Raw genomic sequence first — 19,223 nt, forward strand, 5'->3', positions numbered from 1 at the left:
GGGGACAGCGGACGCTCCGGCGGCGCGGCGCATCGGTATCCTCCAGTCCTGTGGAAATTATAGCCTCAGGTGCGGGCCAACCTCTGATTATTGCAATGGTCCATCTGCGCAAACATTAACCTGAGGGCGGTTCGGCTTGGTTATATTAACCTCTAAGCGCTGAAATGTCGCAATTGCCCGTCGCTGGCGTTGCAGACGATGTTGATTCAGCCAATCATGGTTGGTGGACAAAGATGGTTAAGGAATGGGATATGGCTGAAAAACACCTGCTCATTGTCGCGCATGCGCCGTCCCCTAATACGCAAAGACTGGTGGAGGCGGTGATGCGCGGTGCTGGGCATGAGGATATCGAAGCAGTAACAGTGAAGTGGATTCCGCCGCTTCAGGCGACGCCGGAGGATGTGCTGGCCTGCGATGCGATTATCCTCGGCACGACGGAAAATCTCGGGTACATGAGCGGAGCCCTTAAAGACTTCTTTGATCGCTGCTACTACCCCTGTCTGGAGAAAACCCAAGGACTGCCTTATGCGTTATACATCCGCGCCGGCCATGATGGGACGGGGACCTGGCGGGCGGTGGAGAGCATTGTCACCGGATTGCGCTGGCGCGCGGCGAGAGAGCCTTTGATCTGTCGGGGAGAGTTTCAGGAAATATTTGTGGAGCAGTGTGAAGAGTTTGGTATGTATGTGGCGGCGTCGCTGGACGCCGGCATCATATGATGAGTCTGCTACTGTCGCAGAGAAGGGAGCCTGTCGCACCCTTCAAAGAATCCCCTGAGCCCTAGGCCAGAACAGGGAAAAGTCCTTTCAGGCCATTGGCGATAAACTCAATGGCGATCGCCGCCAATATAAGACCCATGATGCGGGTGAAGATATTGATGCGGGTCTTGGTCAGATGGCTGGAGAACCAGGGAATCATTGAGAACACAAGCCATAAGGTCAGACAGAGTATCAAAATCGCCACGCCTACCAAGGCGTAGTGAGCTGCGTCAGTTCCCCTGTGCGCATATAGAATCACGGTACTGATGGCTCCGGGCCCGGCTAGCAGCGGCATCGCCAGGGGGACGATGGCGACGGAGTGATGATGGCCTTCTTCTTCCACGGTTTCTTCTTCCGTGTGTACGGTGGCGCTGACTTTGGCGTGCAGCATGGATATGGCCATCAATAGGATCAGGATGCCGCCGGCTACCCGGAATGAGTTGATCGTAATGCCGAAAAAGCTCAGCAGGTATTCGCCTAACAGCATGGAGATCAGCAGGATCAGGCCCACGGCGATAACCACGGACTTGCCGATTTTCTTACGTTCCGCTCCGCTGACGTTGGAGGTGAAGGCGACGAATATGGGAACCGCGTTAACCGGGTTCACGATGGCCATCAGGCCGATGAGAATCTTGGTGTATTCATGGAACTCAAGCATAGACGGCGCGCCTTTTACTCGTAAGTAAGGGGAGGGTAAAAATTCGGCGCAATCATAGCGGCGGGCCGCTTAATAATCGAGGTAATAAATATACCTACCGTCAGGCGCCGCCATGCTCGTCCGAGTTCCGGCTGCCTATCCGGGACGGCTGAGCGTCCCGGATATCGACAGCTTACTGCATGTAAACGTCAGTAATGGATTTGGCTTCACCTGAGTCGGTGATGGCCTTGAAGCCGGCCTGCAGCGCTTTCAGCACTTCGGGGCTGGTTTCTTTGTTGATCGCCATGTACATCGGGGTGGTTTTGAATACCAGCGCGGGAACCAGATTGGTCATGTCCTCGACTTCCGACGCGACGTAAGGGCCTGACAGACCGTCAGTCACCCACAGGTCGATCTGATCCAGCGCCAGACGGCGTGGGTTCAGGCTGTCGTTGGCGATGGTGGAGACATTGAAGCCGCGCTCAATGAGATAGTTGCTCATGACGTCGCCTTTGTAGCCGCCAATACGGTACTTTTTAGCTTGATCAAGGCTGGTCAGCTTCAGGTTGGAGCCCGGTTTTGCGAACAACGTCCATCTGATTTCCGCCAATGGTCCGATCCACTCGAAATAGGGGAGACGATCATCGGTTTTGGAGACGCAGTAAATGGCGTGGTTGGGCTTGTTCTTGGAACGGTTCATGGACGTAGCCAGGTCCCGCAGTTTCAGAGAATACTCAAGAGGCGTACGCTTCAACAGCGCTCTCACCATCTCCGTACACAACCCTGCAATCTCTTCTTCTTTATGGGCGAAGGGCTGCCCGCTCAGAGACATGTTATAGGGAGGGTAGTTCTCGGTAAAAATATGCAGCTTTTCCGCAGCCAAGCTTTTACCGCTGACAAGGGCCGCCAGTAGCATATAAGTCCAAAAAGCCAGTTTGGATCTCATATTCAAATATCACCTCTATTTACTTAAAAACGCTTCGTTGGCGCCCGGATGCATCCCGTGCGCCGGCCTTATTAACCAGGTTTGTGATTGTTCCGGCTGCGAGCGACTCCAAGCCTGCTGCTACCGACAATAACCCATACGCAAACTCCGGAAATCAATTCCGGCAATTCGTCCGCAAAAAACCCTTTATAAACGGAAGATTCTGTCTGATGGATTACTACAACTTTTTTTGGACGACTTGTCTGTGGCAAGTCTTTGGGCTCTGCGTCGGCATACGGCTGATTGCCGGTTTGGTCCGCGCGCCCGATTTGTTATATGAAAGGCGCAATTTTATAACACTTTGATGTAATGTTTGTGAGCTTATTGTAATGATAGTTCATGATTTGTTAAGCGCCACATCCGGCGCGGATTCTTGTCTGACGGGCGATTCCACGGCAGGAGCGCGGATGGCGGCAGGCTAACTGGCTCGCGGGCTGCATTCAGTCAGGTTTTTATTCTTCATGATCCTGTCTGACAGTTTTGCCTGGTAGATATACCGATAGGAATACGCAATGGAGTGACGTGTTTTTGATAGGCGATAAACGGGATTAAATGTAATGATAGGAACATATCAGTGCGCGCCGCCAGACAAGACTGAGTTTCGTATTTAGCTGACTGGCGGAAATAAGCTATTTATCACAACTTGTCACAACGGGAGACGAAGGTGTTGCTGGAAACAATGCGGCCAAAGCTGATTCGCTTGATGCAGCGTGAGGAAAAAGAATCTGTGATGCTGCCTTTCAGCGTCTATCGGTGTCTGCAGCCGCAGAACCTGCACGGCGTGCCGTTCATTGATCCTTGTCTCATCATCGTACTGCGCGGCGTCAAAGTGTTGAGCTTGCAGCCGGAGTTGGCGTGTCGGTCGGGCGAATTCATTTTGGCGCCGGCGGGCATTGAGCTGCAATTCATGAATCTGCCGGAAGGGGAGTATATCGCTGTAGTGATTGGCTTCTGCGCATCCGATCTGGAAGCGATTCCCGTTTCCGCATCCCCGGACAGAGACGGCGCGGCCATCGCCAAAGTGGACCGGACGCTGGCGGAATTTCTCAATCAGTGGATTAACTGGATAGACGTGAGTCCGCCGGAGTTGTGGGCGTTGCGGCGCAAGGAGCTGGCGCATTTGCTGTACGCCAAAGGCTACGGGTCTTTGTTAAAAAGTCGTAGTGGAGCCTCCTGGCGTCGTAAGGTGAGTGAGATTCTGATGCAGGAGCCGGCGAAAGACTGGAGTCTATTGGAAATCAGCCGCTCGCTGGCGGTGAGCGAATCCACTTTACGTCGTCGCCTGCAATCGGAGAACGCCGGTTTCCGTGATTTGCTGGAGTCCGTACGTTTGGGGATGGGATTGCATCTGGCGCAAACCACGCTGCTGCCGATCGCCCATATTGCGGATCAGTGCGGGTATCAGTCGCAATCCCGTTTTACCGAGCGTTTTAAGCAGCGTTTTGGCATGACGCCGAGTGAGCTGAGGCAAACCCGGCTGGAGGAATTAGGAGAGGGGATTTTGACGTGAGTGAGGCACATAAAGTTTACCTGGACGATGAGCGTCCAACGCCGCCAGGCTGGACCAGGGTTTATTGGCCCGATGAAGCCATCGCCCTACTGGAGACCGGGGATGTGGTGGAGATCAGCCTGGATCACGATCTTGGCGACGATGAACGGGGAACCGGTTATGACGTCGTGCTCTGGATTGAGGAAGCGGTGGCCACGCGAGGCTTCAATCCGCCGCTGATTCGGGTGCATTCCGCAAATTCCTCCGCACGCAAGAAGATGGAGTTGGGAATAGAGAATATCCAGACTCTGGCGAAGAGGTTGGGAGTGAGCCTCAACTGAGCGCGGTGGGCGATAGCGGCAAATCATGCATGTGAGCTTTGGGGGCGGCTCCTTGTGCCCCCGGCCTTCCTGGCGGTTCAGATAATTCCTCCTGACCTGAATGCCTCTGTTCCGATTTAAATTAAGGCTCCGTCTTGCCTGCTATTGCAGTCTGAATTGCGATCCTGGCGGATTGATCAATTCTCCCTCGTCATCGAAACGGGGCAGGTAATCCACGCCTATCCACGAATGCAGCATCCCCCCCCACAGTGAGACGCCTTCCAGCGCTTTACGCAGCAGCACCTTCGCGCGATGGGAGTCGGCGGGATTGCTGTCTTCCGGAAACGACGTCAGATACTCCAAGCCCATGATGGAGTGGTGCTCGTCCGCTTCCACATGAATATCGAAGTAACAATGGCCGGCGTTCAGCTCGTACATTTTCGGCGCGACAACTTTGAAGAAGTCATTGGAGCAGCGTTCGATGCCGCTGTTGATGGCGACCAGCCATTTCTCCTGGTCCTGCTCAATCGCCAGCTGGTAGGCCATATTAACGCAGGCGTTGGTGTATAGACTGGTGATGACGTTATCCAGCTCGGAAGCGTTGCGAATAAGCCCGTGCTGCAACATCCAGTCACGCAACAGCATATGATGATCCGCTTCGCCAAAAGCATGTTTGGCGTAAAACGGCATCATCGGATTGTTGCGTAGCGATGTCATACCGAGCATCAGCCCGAGCACTTTGGGAAAGGTGGCGGAATGATAGTACAACTGCTCCGCCACAGGCTTAAATTGTCTGGCGTCGTTGAGGTTTCGCACCCAGGTAAAGAAAGGCAGCCGGGTGATATGGTCGCTGGCGCGGTAGATAGGCTCCACCAGCCAGGCATGCCTTTTTCTCAGCGCATCCATTTTTCCCTGATCAACCACTTCATATACGGTCTGTTCAGTCATGATCCATCTCCTTTTGACTGTATTGAGAACATTGCGTCGCACCGAAACCGGGTCCTCGGGCGCGTCAATGAAGCGTTAGAACCTCCGTGGAGGTAAGGCTACTGTCCGTAATATCCGGCGCGCCGACAATTTGAAAACCGTAACGAATTGCGACGCCCCTGTTTTGATGCGTTATTACTGTGAGAAAGCAATGTATTTGCGGCGCCGAATGAAACGAATTGTTTGAGCGGCTTAATAGAGAGACGTTGCTGCGACGAGCTGGAGCCTCCTGATGTTAAAGGCGATGGGCGCATATTCCGATTGTTAAAGCGTCGATAGCGTGAAGTGCGGGATGGGCGAATTTCAATAAAACGTAACCGCTGCTCACACAAGCGTGCAAAAACAAAACTGAACGCATCGGGCGAACTTTTGACGTTTTCAGGCGAACGCCGGCGGGCTCTTTTGGGTAGATTGAAAGCCTGTTATTTAACTCAGTCTAACTAATAGGGAGACGGCCATGAAAACTACGACGGCGGCATTATTGGGGCTGTTGGCAGCCAGCATGTCACATGCGGAGATGACCCTGACCAGCCCGGATGTGACGGATGGCGGCAAGCTATCAAAGCAGCAGGAATATAAAGGATTTGGTTGCGACGGAGGAAATCAGTCCCCGGAGCTGGAGTGGCGGGGAGCGCCAGAGGGAACCAAGAGCTTCGCCATCACCGCCTATGATCCAGATGCGCCCACTGGCAGCGGCTGGTGGCATTGGCAAGTGATCAACGTACCCGCCGATATTAATAAGCTGGAGCGCAATGTTGGCGTGGAGAACTCAACCGCTCTTCCCAAAGGGGCGCAGCAGATTGAGACGGATTACGGCTCCGCTGCATTCGGCGGCGCTTGTCCCCCAGCGGGCGATAAGCCCCATCGCTATCAGTTTAAGGTGTATGCGCTGGGCGTCGAAAAGATCGATTTGCCTGCCGATAGCTCCAGTGCCTTGGTGGGATATTATATTCACGCAAATATGCTGGACAGCGCAGTGATTGAAGCGACCTATCAGCGTTAGAACGTTTCCTGCTAAAGCGGGATTTTAGTGGAACAAAAGGAACAACGAGCGTAGACGAAGATGTGCTACGCTCGTTTTCTTTTATGTCATCGGGAAAATCAGGGAGCGTTGATGACGGCTGTCGAAGAAATTCGTTTTTGTTCGCCGCGAGATCCTATGGCGGCGACGTTGGTGGAAGCGTTGTCGCAGGTGTTGCGTAATCTGACTGGCGATGACGGGCGCTCGTCTTTCTCGGAAGCGGATGTGGAAACGCCGAACTCCGCGTTTGTGGTGCTGTCGCGAAATGGCGAGCCAGTCGCCTGCGGCGCGTTGCGACCACTGCAGGATGACTGTGCGGAAATTAAGCGCATGTATTCCCGGCTCTCTGGAGGCGGACTCGTTGTGCTGCGCGCTTTGGAGCGGCGCGCGAGGGAGCTGGGCTACCGTGAAATTTGTCTTTCCACGCGTAAAATCAATGATCGGGCAATCGCCTTCTATCGTAAACATGGATACGTTATTGGCGAGCCTTATGGGAAATATCGGGAGACTGATTTGTCTGTCTGCTTCTCAAAACGGCTGCAACCAAATTCCTGACAAAGGAAACCGAAGCGGCGTATTAGGTAACAGAAAATAACTCGAAAATTTTCCGCTTTGCCTCTATAAATTGTGATAGGCGTCACAAAACGAGGCGTCTCTGCAGAATGAATGACGTTATAAGGACAAGACGGTCAATTCCCCATAAAAGGAATTCACACCGCATAAATAGTAGTAAGTAAATAGTATCCCTTCCGAACCCAAGCGTGTCCCGCTGGATTCTGATCTGCCAAAGCAGAAGGACCTGCGGACAGCCTGATGAATACGCCTGAGAAAATTCGAGGTGGACGCCATGTTCAGACGGTCTATAGCAGTACGCCTTTCCAGCGTGGTGGCTTTATGCATTGCGGTGGTGCTAGGTGTGGCTTCCTTTTTCCTGATTCGTTCGGTTGACAAATCCGTCACCCAACTCACCCGGTCGGACTTACAGCACCTGGTCGGCGCCGCTCATATGGCGGCCAAAGCCTACAGTGAAGAGCTGGATAATGAGGCGGTGCGCCTTTCGGAAGTATTTGGTCTTACATTTCCCGGTGAGTTCAGCATCAGCGCAGGGGAAAAAGTGGATGTCGCAGGACAAAGCGTATTTCAGATGTACTCCGGCGACTCTCCGTTAGCGGGTAATTATACGGCGGTAGATAACTTCGCCAGCGCCACCGGCGGCAATGCGACGATCTTTGTGCGGCGTGACGATGATTTTGTGCGCCTGGTGACTTCAGTGAAAAAGGAAGACGGTTCTCGCGCTGTCGGCACACTACTGAGTCATTCTTCTCCTGCCTATGAAAAGAATCTGAGTGGCGAGGCCTACACCGGCAAAGTCACGCTGTTCGGGCGCGATTTCATTACCAACTATACGCCAATTAAAAACAGCCGCGGCGATGTGGTCGGCATTCGTTATATCGGCATAGAGTTCTCCAGCTCCCTGGCCAACCTGAAACATCAGCTTGGTTCTCAGAAAATTGGAGAAGAAGGGCTGCTCTTCGTGGTTAATGCCGATAAGGGCGAAGCCCGCGGGACCTTCCTGCTGCATCCTTCGCTGGAGGGCAAAAACGTAGTGGGGCAGGACGGGCTTGGACAAGCTGTCACCGCCATGCTGCAAAAGCATAATGGGGAAGTCACCTTCACAGCCCAAGACGCCAATGGCGTACAGCGCAGCTATCTGGCGTTTTTCCAGGAGGCGCCTGAGCTGCGCTGGGTGGTCGCTGCAGCCATGCCTATGGACGAAATCTCCGCCACCAGCGACTGGTTATTGAGCGTGATGATTGTAACTGCTGTCTTGATTGTGGTGATCTTGTCCGTCGTCATCTGGTTCGCCACCAAACGCATGGTCGGTAAACCGCTTGAAGAGGCCGTATTCTGGATGGAGGAAATGGCGCAAGGCGACTACTCCCGAGACATCGAAGTCAATCGCGAGGATGAGGCGGGCAGGTTGCAAGAGGCGCTCAACACCATGCATCGCCATATGCGCGACATCGTTAAAGATATCGCCTCCACCGCGACGGATTTGGCTTCAGCCTCGTACCAACTCTCTGACGCCAGCAAACAAGTGGCGGCGGGTTCCACACAGCAAAGTCAGGCGGCTTCGTCCATGGCGTCGACTATTGAGGAGCTGACCGTCAGCATCGACAGACTGTCGGAAAACGCCGACGAAGCGCAACGCCTGTCATCAGAGTCATTCCATACCGCGGAAGACGGCGCGGTGGTGATCGAGCGGGCGGGAGAAGAAATGCAGCGCATCTCCACGACAGTAAAAGCCTCTTCTGAAACTATCGGCGCTTTGGGAGAGCTATCCGAACAGATCTCCTCGATCATCATGGTGATCGAGACCATCGCCGGGCAGACCAACTTGCTGGCGTTGAATGCGGCGATTGAGGCGGCCCGGGCCGGTGAACAAGGTCGCGGCTTCGCCGTCGTGGCGGATGAGGTGCGCAGTCTGGCGGCGCGCACTACTGAATCGGCGCGGGAGATTACCTCCACAATCGCCAAGATTCAGGAAGGCTCGCTGGATGCGGTGGAAACCATGAGTCGCGGCGTTGAGCAAGTGGAGCAGGGCGCTACCCTGGCCGGGCAGGCGGGAAGCTCCATACATGGTATTCGCAACAGCGCCAAACAGGTCATGGACGTATTCAGCGACATCTCTCTCATGCTGCGTGAACAGGCTCAGGCCAGTACCGATGTGGCGCGCAATGTGGAGCAGATAGCCACCATGACGGAAACCAACAATCGCGCAGTGCAGGATGTCGCTACCGCAGCCCGTGAGCTGGAAAATATGGCCGGCGGCCTGAAGACGCTGGTAGGACGTTTCCGCACTTGATGCGCCGCTGCGAGCGGCCCGTTACTCTGCGTTAAGGTGACAAAGGACTGTCGCCTGCAGTATAAAGCGGTTTTAGCCGATGTAGATGGAGAGGACAATGCGTCCGGTACGAACCGCCTTGATTGGCCTGGGATTTTCCGGCCAGACCTTTCACCTTCCGTTTCTTAAAACCCTCCCAGAATTTGAAGTCAGCGCCGTATTGACCCAGCGTGAAGAACTGGCGCAAGCCTTGGCGCCGGAAGCGGCGCATTGCCGTACGATGACGGAACTGCTGCAACGGGACATTGAGCTGGTCGTCATCACGGCGCCTAATGTCGAGCATTATCCGCTGGCGCGACAAGCCCTGGAGGCTGGCGTGCATGTGCTGGTGGAGAAACCGTTCACCCCCAAGTCCGAGCAGGCCAAGGTTTTATGTGAACTGGCGGCGCAACGTAATCTTGTGCTCAGCGTGTATCACAATCGCCGCTGGGATGGAGACTTTTTGACGGTTAAGTCGTTATTGGAGAGCGGCCGACTGGGTGATCTCTATCATTTCGAAAGCCATTTTGACCGTTTTCGCCCTCAGGTGCGCGACCGCTGGCGCGAGAAGCCCGGTGCGGGCAGCGGCTCGCTGTATGATCTGGGCTCCCACTTGATCGATCAGGCGCTGTGCCTATTCGGTCCCCCCAAAGCGGTCACCGCGCAAGCGCTGAAACAGCGTCCGGGCTCGGAAGCGGTGGACTATTTTCATGTCGTGCTGGATTACGCGCCGCTGCAGGTTATTCTGCATGGCAGCGCTTTGACCGCCCAGCCCGGACCTCGCTTTCAGTTGCATGGCGACCGCGCCAGCTATATCAAGCACGGGCTGGACCCGCAGGAGGACGCGCTACGCGATGGGTTGGCTCCAGACAACGCCAATTGGGGGCTGGAACCAGAGCGCTGTCATGGCGTGGTGACGGGTGCGGAAGGTTCTCAGGCGCAGGCTACTCAAGCCGGGGATTACAAGCTTTTCTACCGGCAACTGGCGATGGCGATTCGTGGTGAAGCCGATAATCCCGTACCGCCGGAGCAGGCGATGCAGGTTATCCGCATCATTGAATTGGCGCAGCAAAGCAGCGACGAAGGACGACGCATTGCATTCGCGGAATAAAATCAAGGATATTTCATGGAAGTAACAGGACTGGACCATATCAACATTACGGCGCCGCAGGCCCTTTTGGAGAACGTGCGCGACTTTTATCTGCATGTGTTGGCGCTACGGCAAGGGCCGCGTCCCTCGGGGTTTCGGCGCCAAGGTTTCTGGCTGTATGCGGGAGATGCGCCGATTCTGCATCTGACTGTCTCGGAGACAGCAGCCAGCGATAGCGTGGCGACAGGCTATCTGGATCATGTGGCGCTGCGCTGTCGCGGTTTGCCTGAGACCTTGCGGCGGCTCGCCGAACACGGCTTGAGCCATTCGGTTGAGGTTGTTCCCGGGTTGGGACAAACACAGATTTTTCTACGCGACCCTTCCGGCTTGGGCGTGGAGTTGAATTTTTCCGATGAATTTCCGCAGGATGCAGATAGGTCCGACTAACTCTGTTAGCCCCGTCTATCGAAACCAATAGGCTGTCAGCAAAGGGAGACGAAAACCATGTTGCAGGACAGAATCAATATTATTCGTGGAGACATCACCCGTTTGCAGGTTGACGCTATTGTCAACGCAGCGAATAGCGCTCTGTGCGGCGGTGGTGGTGTAGATGGCGCCATACATCGCGCAGCGGGGCCGGAGTTGTTGCAGGCGTGTCGTACCCTGGGGCGCTGCGAAACGGGATACGCCAAAGCCACTAAAGGATACAGCCTGCCTGCGCAATGGGTGTTTCATGCTGTCGGGCCGGTCTGGCGCGGCGGCGACGCCAATGAGGACGAGCTGCTGGCGTCCTGTTATCGGGAGTGCTTCCGTCTGGCGCAGCAATATGCCGCCACCTCTATGGCGTTTCCCGCCATCAGTTGCGGCGTATATCGCTTTCCCATCGGCAGGGCTTGCCAAATTGCGATGAGGGAGGTGGTGGCGGGGTTACAGCACAATCCCCGGATTGAGCAGGTGATTTTCGCTTGTTTTGACGGCCAGGTTGAAGACGCGACGCGAAAAGCGTACGCGGAGATCGCTGGCTCGGACGAGTCGTCCTGAGCTTCAATTTACTGGTTTAGTGGATGTAAGAGGGGCGGGACTTCAAGCGCGTAAAAGCGTCGAGAGGGGAAAGGACGCGATATTCCTGTTGGGAGAGAAGGAATATCGCTGCCGGCGGGTTCAGGGACGGGAGCCCGTTTTTGAGTCGGTCCTCGCCCTGATTTCGCTCCTTGCCCTGCCGCTTAAGGCGGTCATACGCGTCATCCGTGATGGCGGTTAGCCGCCGACGTCTTTATCCTTGCGCTTCTCAAGACTCTTCGACTACTTCACCGCGGATGTACTTCACTGTACCGGTGTACTGACCGTCGATCACTTTCTTGTCTTCCGCAGACTTAGCTACCGGAATGCGCTTGCCTTGCTCAAAACGATAGTTTCCGCTGTAGTGAGCGTTAGGGGTAGGCACATCCTGAACGCTTTCAGCGCGACGATCCGCCAGGGATTCAGCGCTTGCTACGCCAGCCATTGCGGAAAGAGATAAAGCAGCTACTACTGAAAAAAGTTTTGAAGTTTTCATTTGAAATTTTCCTCTAGGTTTTGATTTCAATCGTTGTGTGGTGGCTACTTTATAGATACCATGATTGGGAATAAACATGCCTTTCTGAAATTCATTGTTTCTAAAAACGAAACAATACTAAGGGGGAAATCCGGATGGATAGAATTCAGGCAATGCGTGCGTTCGTCGCCACCGTCGATCATGGCAGCTTCGCGAAAGCGGCGGACATTCTTGATTTGTCCCGGCCTGTGCTGACGCGTCTGGTGTCTGGGCTGGAAGACAGCTTGGGCGCCAAGCTGTTGCATCGCACGACGCGTCGGCTGAGTCTGACGGAATCTGGAGAGCGCTTTCTGGAAGCCTGCCGCAATGTGTTCTCCCTATTGGATGAAGCGGAATCCGACCTTTCCCAACAAACCCAATGCCCCAAAGGCGTTTTGCGCCTGAGCGCGCCGATGGCGTTTTCTTTATTGCATCTGGAGCCAGTCATCGCGGAGTTCATGTCTACTTATCCCAGCATTGAAGTGGATATGGAGCTGGCGGATCGCCGCGTGGATCTGGTGGAAGAAGCGTTCGACCTTTCCATCCGCATCGCCCATGAGCTTGAGCCGGGGCTGATTGCACGCCGTATCGGCGGCACCGCGCTGGTCACCTGCGCTTCCCCGGAATACCTGCAAGTAAACGGCTTGCCGGAAACGCCAGATGACCTGAGAACCCATGAATGTATGGGGTTCTCGCTGGCCCGGCGCAACTCATGGAGTTTCTGGGAGAATGACAAGGTGCGCTACGTGGATGTGCGTGGGCGGTTTAAGTCCAATAACGGCATCTTCCTCGCCAAGCTGGCGGAGAGCGGCAAGGGCATCGTGCAACTGCCTTGTTTTATCGTGAATGAAGCCCTGCGTGAGAAACGTCTGGTCACGGTATTGAAGGACTACCAGCCGCCGAATCTGGATATATTCTGCGTATATCAAAGCCGCGAGTATCTACCCCAAAAAGTGCGGTTATTCATTGATTTTATAAGCGAATATTTTTCTCGTAATTGTCAGAAAATCGTGACTTTGAAAAGCGCCTGAACCTATGGAACTTACATTTCTCGGCACCTCCTCCGGCGTGCCGACAAAAAGCCGCAATGTCTCTGCGGTATGCGTCAAATTGACCGAAACCAAAGACTGGTGGCTGGTGGATTGCGGGGAGGGGACGCAGCATCGTTTGTTGCACTGCAAACACACGTTGAAACAGTTGCGCGGCATATGCATTACCCATGTGCATGGCGATCATTGCTATGGCCTGCCGGGTTTGTTGGCCAGCGCCAGCATGAGCGGACGTACCGAGCCCCTGACAGTGATTGGGCCGGCGCCTCTGCAAACGCTTTTGCAGGCGGTGATTGAGACCACGCAGCTGCGCTTCACCTACGAGTTGCGTTTTGTGGATGTTGAAACGTTGTTGCATGGCGACTTTGTTGATGCGGACTTTCAACTGCGCGCTCATGCGCTTTCTCATCGGGTTCCTTCCTATGCTTATTCATTTACTGAAAGGCATGTGGAGGCGAAGCTGGATGTAGCGAGACTGCAAGCGGATGGCGTACCTCCGGGCCCCGTTTGGGGACGCCTGCAAAAAGGCGAGAGCGTGACCCTGGATAATGGCGCTGTGATTCATGGCGCGGACTATCTACTGAGCGCGCGAGCGCCAAGACGTATGATTATCGGCGGCGACAATGACCAGCCGGATTTACTGAGAGAAGCGTGCGTCGGCGCCCAGGCGCTGGTGCATGAAGCGACTTATACCCGTGACGTGGCGGAAAAGGTCGGACAGGGCCCGCAGCACAGTTGCGCGCTGGCGGTAGCGCAATTTGCCGAGTCTGTGGCGGCGCCCAATCTGGTTCTTACGCACTTCAGCCCCCGCTATCTGGATAAGGCGGATAACAAAAGCGCTTCTATTCTCGATATCGAGCGGGAAGCAGCGTCAGTCTATTCAGGGAATCTGTTTTTGGCGCGGGATCTTGAGGTCTATCAACTGGACAAAGAAGGGCGCTTACACAGAAGCGGAGAAGTTGTCGTTGATATCTGACAGCGCTGACGGATGTCGCGCTTTGCTAAAACGGTCCGCCGCATCGGCGGCAGGACCCAAGCCCAGATCGGCCGGCAAGGCCGGCGGACCTGGGTAATAAAAGCCATCTCTCAGCTAAGGTTAAGGTAACTTATTCAGTTACCGGCTCTTCCAGGATTTGCTCTTCGTTTGCAGAACCTGAAGCAGTGGCTTCACCAGTGTAGATGGAATATTCCTGTGGGCTGATAACGCCGTCTTTGTCGATGTCGACAGAGGCCCAGTTGTTAGTCAGCTCAGTGTTGCTGCTGGCTTCAGATTCATCAAGTACGCCATCCTGGTTAGCATCCAGAGCTGAGAATTGTTGCTCGGACGGCATTTTTTCGGAGGCTCCCATATCACCTTCTGCATAGGCGGCGGAAACGGCCAAAAATGATGACAGTGCAAGTGCGCTCAGTTTGTTCATGTTAATCACCTCTCTGTGATCCTGTGAAATCTTTAAGTTGTCCGCAATGAACATTGTCCTTATCCAATGTTGGCCTTCGTACTCCTGTAGTAATCCCTGCCGATGCGGTTCCTAATGCGCTTTAGCGCGCTCACAGTAGAGATTCCAAATTCGGCGCCAGAAAATAAAAATTACTATAAATCAAATGATTAGGTTCGCTCAGGGAAAGGGCGGGCCGGGAACGCCGGGCTGAAACGTCCCCGTTTTGCGACGCCTGGTTGCAGGTGAAGATAAGAAGTCTTATAAATCAGAAACTTAAGCGTCCGTGATTTGCGACAGTGTGTTTTCAGCGTTGGCGGAGGTCTCCGGGGAAATGGCGCTACTGACTCAACTATTTACTGACTATTCCCAGCTATATAGCCAGCCCGAGGCCGTCAACGTTTCACCATCGAAGGCGAATACGAGTTGGTCATGGGCTCCGCGCCAGTCGTAGACCCATAGTGAACCCTGTGGTTCGCCTTTCCATTCCGTCATGCGAACCACTGTGTCGAAATGCTGATCTCCCGGCTTGAGCGTGCGGTCGGGCGCGCCCATCAGGTCACGGGTGCGAGTGGCGTCGAGTCGCTCCGAAGCGACTTTGGCGCCAAGAACCTGCATAACCTGATGCTTTTTGCCCTGCCACTTATCTACATCCTCATTCCATTGACCGCCGTTGAAGTGGCCTTTGATTTCTCGCAGTTCCCGATAAACCCCAGGGGCCTGGGCCTCTAGTCCAGGTAAGGGTTTACCTGTATTGGCGGGAGAGGCCTGTGCGCAGCCCGAGAGAATGGCCGTTGCGGCGAACGGCGCTAAAAAATGCCCTAATTTGCGGCAAAATGGTGTGATATGTCGCATAAAGCGCCCCTTTTTGGCGAGTTTTCCCTGCATGTTTTAGAGAGTGCAAGACAGAGTTTTCTCGTCTCGATACCGCCTTTGATATTGCGGATTGTACTTATATTTGTCAGGAATAAGCAGTAGCGCAACCTTTCTGGATTGACACTAAACAGCTTAGCTTCTACGTTAATCGAGGCTGTTTAACGCTGTTCAAATTTGATGATTGGGAAATAGGCTTAATCTCTAAGGCCACTTTCAGCCTGAATAGATTTTGTCACATTATGCGTTTTAACAGCCTCAGTGGAACGTCGATTGCAGTAACGGACCGCGCCGCCCATACCCGGGCGCTGATAATAATCAAATCGATCTCCCTACAAGGGAAAAATAAATCACCGGGAACCTGGATTCCAAGGAGAAATAACAATGAAAAAGAAAGCTAGCGGCTTATCTGTGGCCACTCTCATGGCGGGCGCTTTGGTAAGTTGTTCCGCGCTGGCCGCCCCTGGACACGCCCACGACGTCTCTCAACTGCTCGAACAGGAAAAAGCGTCGGACAACATTTATAAAGCCTATTTCCCAAATCAGGATATCGCTCGCAAAGCAGCGATCAGTTTTCACGCTCAGATGCTGGAGTCCCATTACGACGACGGCTATCTGGTCATGCAGTTGCAGCCGGAGGAAATGAAAAAGCTGGAGCAATTCGGCTTCACCTTCGAAACTGCGACGGATTTTATCGAACAGCGTAACTCCATTCTTACCCAAATGCAGGGCCTGAGCAGCCTTGGCGTTTTCTCAGCGCAGTCGGTCAACGGCTCGGTAGCAAGCTCAGAGGCCATGCTGGCGGGTATTCCCGGTTACCCCTGCTATGAAACTGTAGAAGAAACTTTCGCTGCGGCGGAAGGCTTCGCCAGCAGCCATCCAGAGCTGGCGGAATGGATCGACGTTGGCGACTCCTGGGAGAAGAAACAGGGGGTTGGCGGCTTCGATATGCGCGTCCTTAAACTGACCAACAAAAATACCGGCGGCGACAAGCCCAAGCTGTTCATCAACAGCGCCATTCACGCCCGTGAATACACCACTGCGCCTTTGGCTCTGGAGTTTGCGCGCTGGCTGGTCAATGGTTATGGAACCAACGCCGACGCCACCTGGATCATGGACAACCATGAAGTGCACCTGATGTTGCACACTAACCCGGACGGACGTAAGAAAGCGGAAACCGGTTTGTCCTGGAGAAAGAACGCCAACCGCAATTACTGCGGCTCCACCAGCAACAGCCGTGGCGCGGACTTGAACCGCAACTTCACTTTCGGCTGGAACAGCACCAATGGCGAAGGCTCCAGCGGCAGTCAGTGTAATGAAACCTATCGTGGCCCCAGCGCTGGCTCTGAGCCGGAAATTCAGGCGTTGGAAGGATATGTGCGCAGCCTGTGGCCGGATCGTCGCGGTCCAGGCAAAAACGATCCGGCGCCCAGCGACACCAGCGGTATCCACCTGGATATTCACAGCTACAGCGAACTGGTGTTGTGGCCATGGGGCGACACCAATCAGGCGGCGCCGAATGGAACGGCGTTGCAGACATTGGGGCGTAAATTCGCGTTCTTCAATGGCTACTCGCCGCAACAGTCCATTGGGCTCTATCCGACTGATGGCACCAGTGATGGCGTCAGTTACGGCGAACTGGGCGTAGCGGCTTACACATTCGAGCTGGGCACATCGTTCTTTCAGAGCTGCAGCACCTACGAGAGCAAGATCAAGCCGGACAACCTGAACGCATTGATCTACGCGGCCAAAGTCGTGCGCACGCCTTATGTCACGCCAGCGGGTCCAGACGTCACCAGTCTGGCGCTGAGCGGCGGCGCTTCCAGCGGTGGTGTGGAGCCGGGTACGCAGGTGACCTTGACCGCATCCGTTACGGACACGCGCTTCAACAACAGCAACGGAACTGAGTCCACCCAGAACCTGACGGCGGCGGAATACTATCTGGATACGCCGCCTTGGGCCAACGGCGCTCAGGCCATCGCTCTGTCCGCTTCCGACGGTTCATACAACTCGAAGACGGAAGGCGTCACCGGCGTGATCGACACTACCGGCATGAGTGAAGGCAAGCACATCGTCTATGTGCGCGGCAAAGACGCCAGCGGCGCCTGGGGTGCGGTCAGCGCCGTGTTCCTGGTTATCGACAGCGATCCGACTATTCCACCTGCGGAATACTGCGATGCAGCCAGCAACAGCTCGAATGACGAGTGGATTTCCGGAGTGCAGGTCGGCGGCTTCCTGAAATCTTCCGGCGCGTCCAAATACAGCGACTTTACGGAAGCTCAGGGCGGTGAAGTCGTGTCCCTGGTGAAAGGCGGCAACAGCGTCACCTTCACGCCTGCATTCTCTGGCCAGTCATACAAGGAATACTTCAAGGCATGGGTCGACCTGAACGGCGACGGCGACTTTGACGACGCGGGTGAGGAAGTCTTCGACTCTGGATCAGCCTCTTCCTCGCCCGCCAGCGGCACGTTGACCATTCCGGCGAGCGCGTCCTTTGAGAAGACCACCATGCGTGTGGCGATGCGTTATAACGCGGCTCCAACTCCATGCGGAACCTTCAATTACGGAGAAGTGGAAGACTACACCGTATCTCTCGGCGATGGCGGCGAGCCGCCGACAGATCCAAACTCATATGAGAATGACACCGACGTCAGCATCCCGGACAATAACGCTACAGGCGTCAGCAGCCCGATTGATGTGACTCGCAGCGGCGCTTCCGGCTCCGTAAGCGTAGCGGTGAAAATCAAGCACACCTACATTGGCGACTTGATTGTGGATCTGGTGCATCCGGATGGAACGGTCTATAACCTGCACAACCGCACTGGCGGTTCTACAGACGACATTGACCAGACCTACACCGTTGATGTGGGCGCGAAAGATTCCGCGGGAACCTGGAATCTGAAAGTACGCGACAGAGCCAACCGCGACACCGGCAACATCGACAAGTGGGGCATTACTTTCAAGTAAGCCCGCCTGATGTACGCCATAGCGATTACGCTATTGGCGTACTGAATCAGATCAAGGCCGTCCTTAGGGGCGGCCTTTTTTGTACGGTTAATTTCTTTATAAAATTTTTATGTCCCGCGGGTATCGCAACAGGACTTATGGGGCTAGAATTTTAATGCTTCCTGCGGCGCCGAAGTCGTTAAGGATAAGAGATATTCAGGGAAGGTCCGCTGCGAACGGGAGAGTTCTTGTTCTTCATCACCGGCTTCGTTTGATTGTCGCCTTGTTCTTAACAGTAGCGCTGGCGACCGTTGTGAAGTGTCCGGGCGCGTCGCGTTCGGGGTACGCTATCAATCGATACAGCCCGCCCTCGTGCGGTTAACAAGTTTGGGTGTCCTTCTTGTCGGCTGTCTAAGTCGGGCGGTGAAGGAGATCTTTCAATGGAAAACCCACAAAAAACACCCGTCTCTTCTTTCGTTGAACACAAGCTTTATAAAGTTTCCGGTATCGGCATTGCGACCTTTTTGGGGTCGGCGTTGGCTGGCGGCATTCTGTTGGCGAAGAACTTTCGCAAGCTGGGTAAGGAGTCCCATGCCCGCAAGGCGATCGCAGGTTCGTTGGCGGCGACAATAGGCGTTATTATCGCCGCTCTGCTGGTTCCGGCGGAGTGGCATGTGCCCAAGCTGGTGTACTTCGCCCCGCAGATCATGGTGATGCTGCAGTTGGCGAATCTGTTCCAGGGCAAAGCCATCAGAGGACACCGCGAAAACGGCGGCGAGCTGGCGTCCAATTGGGCGGCGGCCGGCGTGGGCGTCACAGTGCTGCTAACCCTCGCCGTTTTTGCGGCTCCAGTCTTATGGATGTTGCAATAGGGTAGGCTGAATACGCTGGGCGCCAATGTGTTCAGGCGGGCGTGGGCTTGCTTGAACGCATTTGTCCGCAGTCAGCCCGCCTCGCGTTTGCGGCGCACAGTCACTGACTCGCCGCCGACTCCCCAGTTGTCTGTCTCCACTTCTTCAATGATCACGAACGTGGTGGCGGGATTCTTGTTCAGCGTTTCCTGCAAAAGACGGGTAACCCCTTCGATCAACGCTGCTTTTTGCTCTGCGGTGGCGCCTTCGCGGGTGATTTTGATATTAACGTAGGGCATGGTGGCTCTCTTGTTCGGGTTGATT

At 54.7% G+C, this 19,223-nt stretch carries 20 protein-coding genes; 13 read left to right on the plus strand and 7 right to left on the minus strand.

Translation table 11 applies throughout. The features are described from left to right. Positions 1-251 precede the first annotated feature (251 nt). Positions 252-719 (plus strand): flavodoxin family protein, encoded by a 468-nt coding sequence (locus tag EUZ85_RS11010; protein WP_127969339.1) that lies wholly within the window; start codon positions 252-254, stop codon positions 717-719. A gap of 61 nt (positions 720-780) precedes the next feature. On the opposite strand, the gene EUZ85_RS11015 is transcribed toward EUZ85_RS11010, so the two are convergent. Both EUZ85_RS11015 and EUZ85_RS11020 read right to left on the minus strand, forming a co-directional pair. After that, a complete protein-coding gene (locus tag EUZ85_RS11015; RefSeq protein ID WP_011398640.1) occupies positions 781-1,416 on the minus strand; it encodes a YchE family NAAT transporter in 636 nt (211 codons plus the stop codon). Between the two features lie 172 nt (positions 1,417-1,588). Continuing rightward, a complete protein-coding gene (locus EUZ85_RS11020) occupies positions 1,589-2,341 on the minus strand; it encodes an ABC transporter substrate-binding protein (RefSeq protein WP_127969340.1) in 753 nt (250 codons plus the stop codon). 703 nt (positions 2,342-3,044) lie between these two features. Between EUZ85_RS11020 and EUZ85_RS11025 the strand changes: the two genes are divergently transcribed. After that, positions 3,045-3,890: a helix-turn-helix transcriptional regulator gene (locus tag EUZ85_RS11025; RefSeq protein WP_127969341.1), complete on the plus strand. Its 846-nt coding sequence runs from the start codon at positions 3,045-3,047 to the stop codon at positions 3,888-3,890. Further along, entirely contained in the window at positions 3,887-4,210 is a 324-nt protein-coding gene (locus EUZ85_RS11030) for a cyclic-phosphate processing receiver domain-containing protein (RefSeq protein ID WP_127969342.1), read from the plus strand. Before EUZ85_RS11025 ends, EUZ85_RS11030 begins: the two co-directional genes overlap by 4 nt. Before the next feature lie 141 nt (positions 4,211-4,351). Here EUZ85_RS11030 and EUZ85_RS11035 read toward each other — a convergent pair whose 3' ends face one another. Further along, positions 4,352-5,137, minus strand: a complete 786-nt coding sequence (locus EUZ85_RS11035) for an iron-containing redox enzyme family protein (protein ID WP_127969343.1) — start codon at positions 5,135-5,137, stop codon at positions 4,352-4,354. Positions 5,138-5,633: 496 nt separating this feature from the next. Between EUZ85_RS11035 and EUZ85_RS11040 the strand changes: the two genes are divergently transcribed. The 6 genes from EUZ85_RS11040 (at position 5,634) to EUZ85_RS11065 (ending at position 11,212) form a co-directional block, all read left to right on the plus strand. Next, entirely contained in the window at positions 5,634-6,179 is a 546-nt protein-coding gene (locus EUZ85_RS11040; RefSeq protein ID WP_127969344.1) for a YbhB/YbcL family Raf kinase inhibitor-like protein, read from the plus strand. Positions 6,180-6,290: 111 nt separating this feature from the next. Continuing rightward, on the plus strand, positions 6,291-6,752 hold the full coding sequence (locus EUZ85_RS11045) for a GNAT family N-acetyltransferase (RefSeq protein WP_164887217.1): 462 nt from the start codon (positions 6,291-6,293) through the stop codon (positions 6,750-6,752). 292 nt (positions 6,753-7,044) lie between these two features. Next, a complete protein-coding gene (locus EUZ85_RS11050) occupies positions 7,045-9,063 on the plus strand; it encodes a methyl-accepting chemotaxis protein (protein WP_127969346.1) in 2,019 nt (672 codons plus the stop codon). A gap of 97 nt (positions 9,064-9,160) precedes the next feature. Beyond that, the gene (locus EUZ85_RS11055) at positions 9,161-10,192 is read left to right on the plus strand and encodes an oxidoreductase (RefSeq protein ID WP_127969347.1); all 1,032 of its coding nucleotides are present in this window, start codon (positions 9,161-9,163) and stop codon (positions 10,190-10,192) included. A gap of 15 nt (positions 10,193-10,207) precedes the next feature. Then, entirely contained in the window at positions 10,208-10,618 is a 411-nt protein-coding gene (locus tag EUZ85_RS11060) for a diguanylate cyclase (RefSeq protein ID WP_127969348.1), read from the plus strand. A 57-nt stretch (positions 10,619-10,675) separates the two neighbouring features. Next, positions 10,676-11,212 (plus strand): O-acetyl-ADP-ribose deacetylase, encoded by a 537-nt coding sequence (locus tag EUZ85_RS11065; RefSeq protein WP_127969349.1) that lies wholly within the window; start codon positions 10,676-10,678, stop codon positions 11,210-11,212. 247 nt (positions 11,213-11,459) lie between these two features. Here the strand turns inward: EUZ85_RS11065 and EUZ85_RS11070 are convergent, their stop codons facing one another. Continuing rightward, a complete protein-coding gene (locus EUZ85_RS11070) occupies positions 11,460-11,726 on the minus strand; it encodes a hypothetical protein (RefSeq protein ID WP_127969350.1) in 267 nt (88 codons plus the stop codon). Between the two features lie 134 nt (positions 11,727-11,860). On the opposite strand from EUZ85_RS11070, the gene EUZ85_RS11075 reads away from it, so the two are divergent. Both EUZ85_RS11075 and EUZ85_RS11080 read left to right on the plus strand, forming a co-directional pair. Beyond that, entirely contained in the window at positions 11,861-12,775 is a 915-nt protein-coding gene (locus tag EUZ85_RS11075) for a LysR family transcriptional regulator (RefSeq protein ID WP_127969351.1), read from the plus strand. Positions 12,776-12,779: 4 nt separating this feature from the next. Then, the gene (locus EUZ85_RS11080; protein WP_127969352.1) at positions 12,780-13,769 is read left to right on the plus strand and encodes a ribonuclease Z; all 990 of its coding nucleotides are present in this window, start codon (positions 12,780-12,782) and stop codon (positions 13,767-13,769) included. 130 nt (positions 13,770-13,899) lie between these two features. Here EUZ85_RS11080 and EUZ85_RS11085 read toward each other — a convergent pair whose 3' ends face one another. Further along, positions 13,900-14,211: a hypothetical protein gene (locus EUZ85_RS11085; RefSeq protein ID WP_127969353.1), complete on the minus strand. Its 312-nt coding sequence runs from the start codon at positions 14,209-14,211 to the stop codon at positions 13,900-13,902. Between the two features lie 381 nt (positions 14,212-14,592). Beyond that, positions 14,593-15,084, minus strand: a complete 492-nt coding sequence (locus EUZ85_RS11090) for a hypothetical protein (protein ID WP_127969354.1) — start codon at positions 15,082-15,084, stop codon at positions 14,593-14,595. A 402-nt stretch (positions 15,085-15,486) separates the two neighbouring features. Between EUZ85_RS11090 and EUZ85_RS11095 the strand changes: the two genes are divergently transcribed. Then, on the plus strand, positions 15,487-18,069 hold the full coding sequence (locus EUZ85_RS11095; RefSeq protein WP_127969355.1) for a M14 family zinc carboxypeptidase: 2,583 nt from the start codon (positions 15,487-15,489) through the stop codon (positions 18,067-18,069). Positions 18,070-18,488: 419 nt separating this feature from the next. Then, positions 18,489-18,920 (plus strand): hypothetical protein, encoded by a 432-nt coding sequence (locus EUZ85_RS11100; protein WP_127969356.1) that lies wholly within the window; start codon positions 18,489-18,491, stop codon positions 18,918-18,920. A gap of 71 nt (positions 18,921-18,991) precedes the next feature. On the opposite strand, the gene EUZ85_RS11105 is transcribed toward EUZ85_RS11100, so the two are convergent. Beyond that, positions 18,992-19,198: a 4-oxalocrotonate tautomerase family protein gene (locus EUZ85_RS11105; RefSeq protein WP_127969357.1), complete on the minus strand. Its 207-nt coding sequence runs from the start codon at positions 19,196-19,198 to the stop codon at positions 18,992-18,994. Positions 19,199-19,223: the final 25 nt, after the last annotated feature.

The sequence above is a fragment of the Hahella sp. KA22 genome, from assembly GCF_004135205.1.
In the GTDB taxonomy this organism is placed as follows: domain Bacteria; phylum Pseudomonadota; class Gammaproteobacteria; order Pseudomonadales; family Oleiphilaceae; genus Hahella.

Bases quoted from the DNA above. Each gene is read 5' to 3' on its own strand.
- EUZ85_RS11105 (WP_127969357.1), bottom strand. From the start codon at position 19,198: ATGCCCTACGTTAATATCAAAATCACCCGCGAAGGCGCCACCGCAGAG.
- EUZ85_RS11040 (WP_127969344.1), top strand. From the start codon at position 5,634: ATGAAAACTACGACGGCGGCATTATTGGGGCTGTTGGCAGCCAGCATG.
- EUZ85_RS11070 (WP_127969350.1), bottom strand. From the start codon at position 11,726: ATGAAAACTTCAAAACTTTTTTCAGTAGTAGCTGCTTTATCTCTTTCC.
- EUZ85_RS11045 (WP_164887217.1), top strand. From the start codon at position 6,291: ATGACGGCTGTCGAAGAAATTCGTTTTTGTTCGCCGCGAGATCCTATG.
- EUZ85_RS11050 (WP_127969346.1), top strand. From the start codon at position 7,045: ATGTTCAGACGGTCTATAGCAGTACGCCTTTCCAGCGTGGTGGCTTTA.
- EUZ85_RS11090 (WP_127969354.1), bottom strand. From the start codon at position 15,084: ATGCGACATATCACACCATTTTGCCGCAAATTAGGGCATTTTTTAGCG.
- EUZ85_RS11075 (WP_127969351.1), top strand. From the start codon at position 11,861: ATGGATAGAATTCAGGCAATGCGTGCGTTCGTCGCCACCGTCGATCAT.
- EUZ85_RS11065 (WP_127969349.1), top strand. From the start codon at position 10,676: ATGTTGCAGGACAGAATCAATATTATTCGTGGAGACATCACCCGTTTG.
- EUZ85_RS11035 (WP_127969343.1), bottom strand. From the start codon at position 5,137: ATGACTGAACAGACCGTATATGAAGTGGTTGATCAGGGAAAAATGGAT.
- EUZ85_RS11060 (WP_127969348.1), top strand. From the start codon at position 10,208: ATGGAAGTAACAGGACTGGACCATATCAACATTACGGCGCCGCAGGCC.
- EUZ85_RS11080 (WP_127969352.1), top strand. From the start codon at position 12,780: ATGGAACTTACATTTCTCGGCACCTCCTCCGGCGTGCCGACAAAAAGC.
- EUZ85_RS11095 (WP_127969355.1), top strand. From the start codon at position 15,487: ATGAAAAAGAAAGCTAGCGGCTTATCTGTGGCCACTCTCATGGCGGGC.
- EUZ85_RS11055 (WP_127969347.1), top strand. From the start codon at position 9,161: ATGCGTCCGGTACGAACCGCCTTGATTGGCCTGGGATTTTCCGGCCAG.
- EUZ85_RS11100 (WP_127969356.1), top strand. From the start codon at position 18,489: ATGGAAAACCCACAAAAAACACCCGTCTCTTCTTTCGTTGAACACAAG.
- EUZ85_RS11020 (WP_127969340.1), bottom strand. From the start codon at position 2,341: ATGAGATCCAAACTGGCTTTTTGGACTTATATGCTACTGGCGGCCCTT.
- EUZ85_RS11010 (WP_127969339.1), top strand. From the start codon at position 252: ATGGCTGAAAAACACCTGCTCATTGTCGCGCATGCGCCGTCCCCTAAT.
- EUZ85_RS11085 (WP_127969353.1), bottom strand. From the start codon at position 14,211: ATGAACAAACTGAGCGCACTTGCACTGTCATCATTTTTGGCCGTTTCC.
- EUZ85_RS11015 (WP_011398640.1), bottom strand. From the start codon at position 1,416: ATGCTTGAGTTCCATGAATACACCAAGATTCTCATCGGCCTGATGGCC.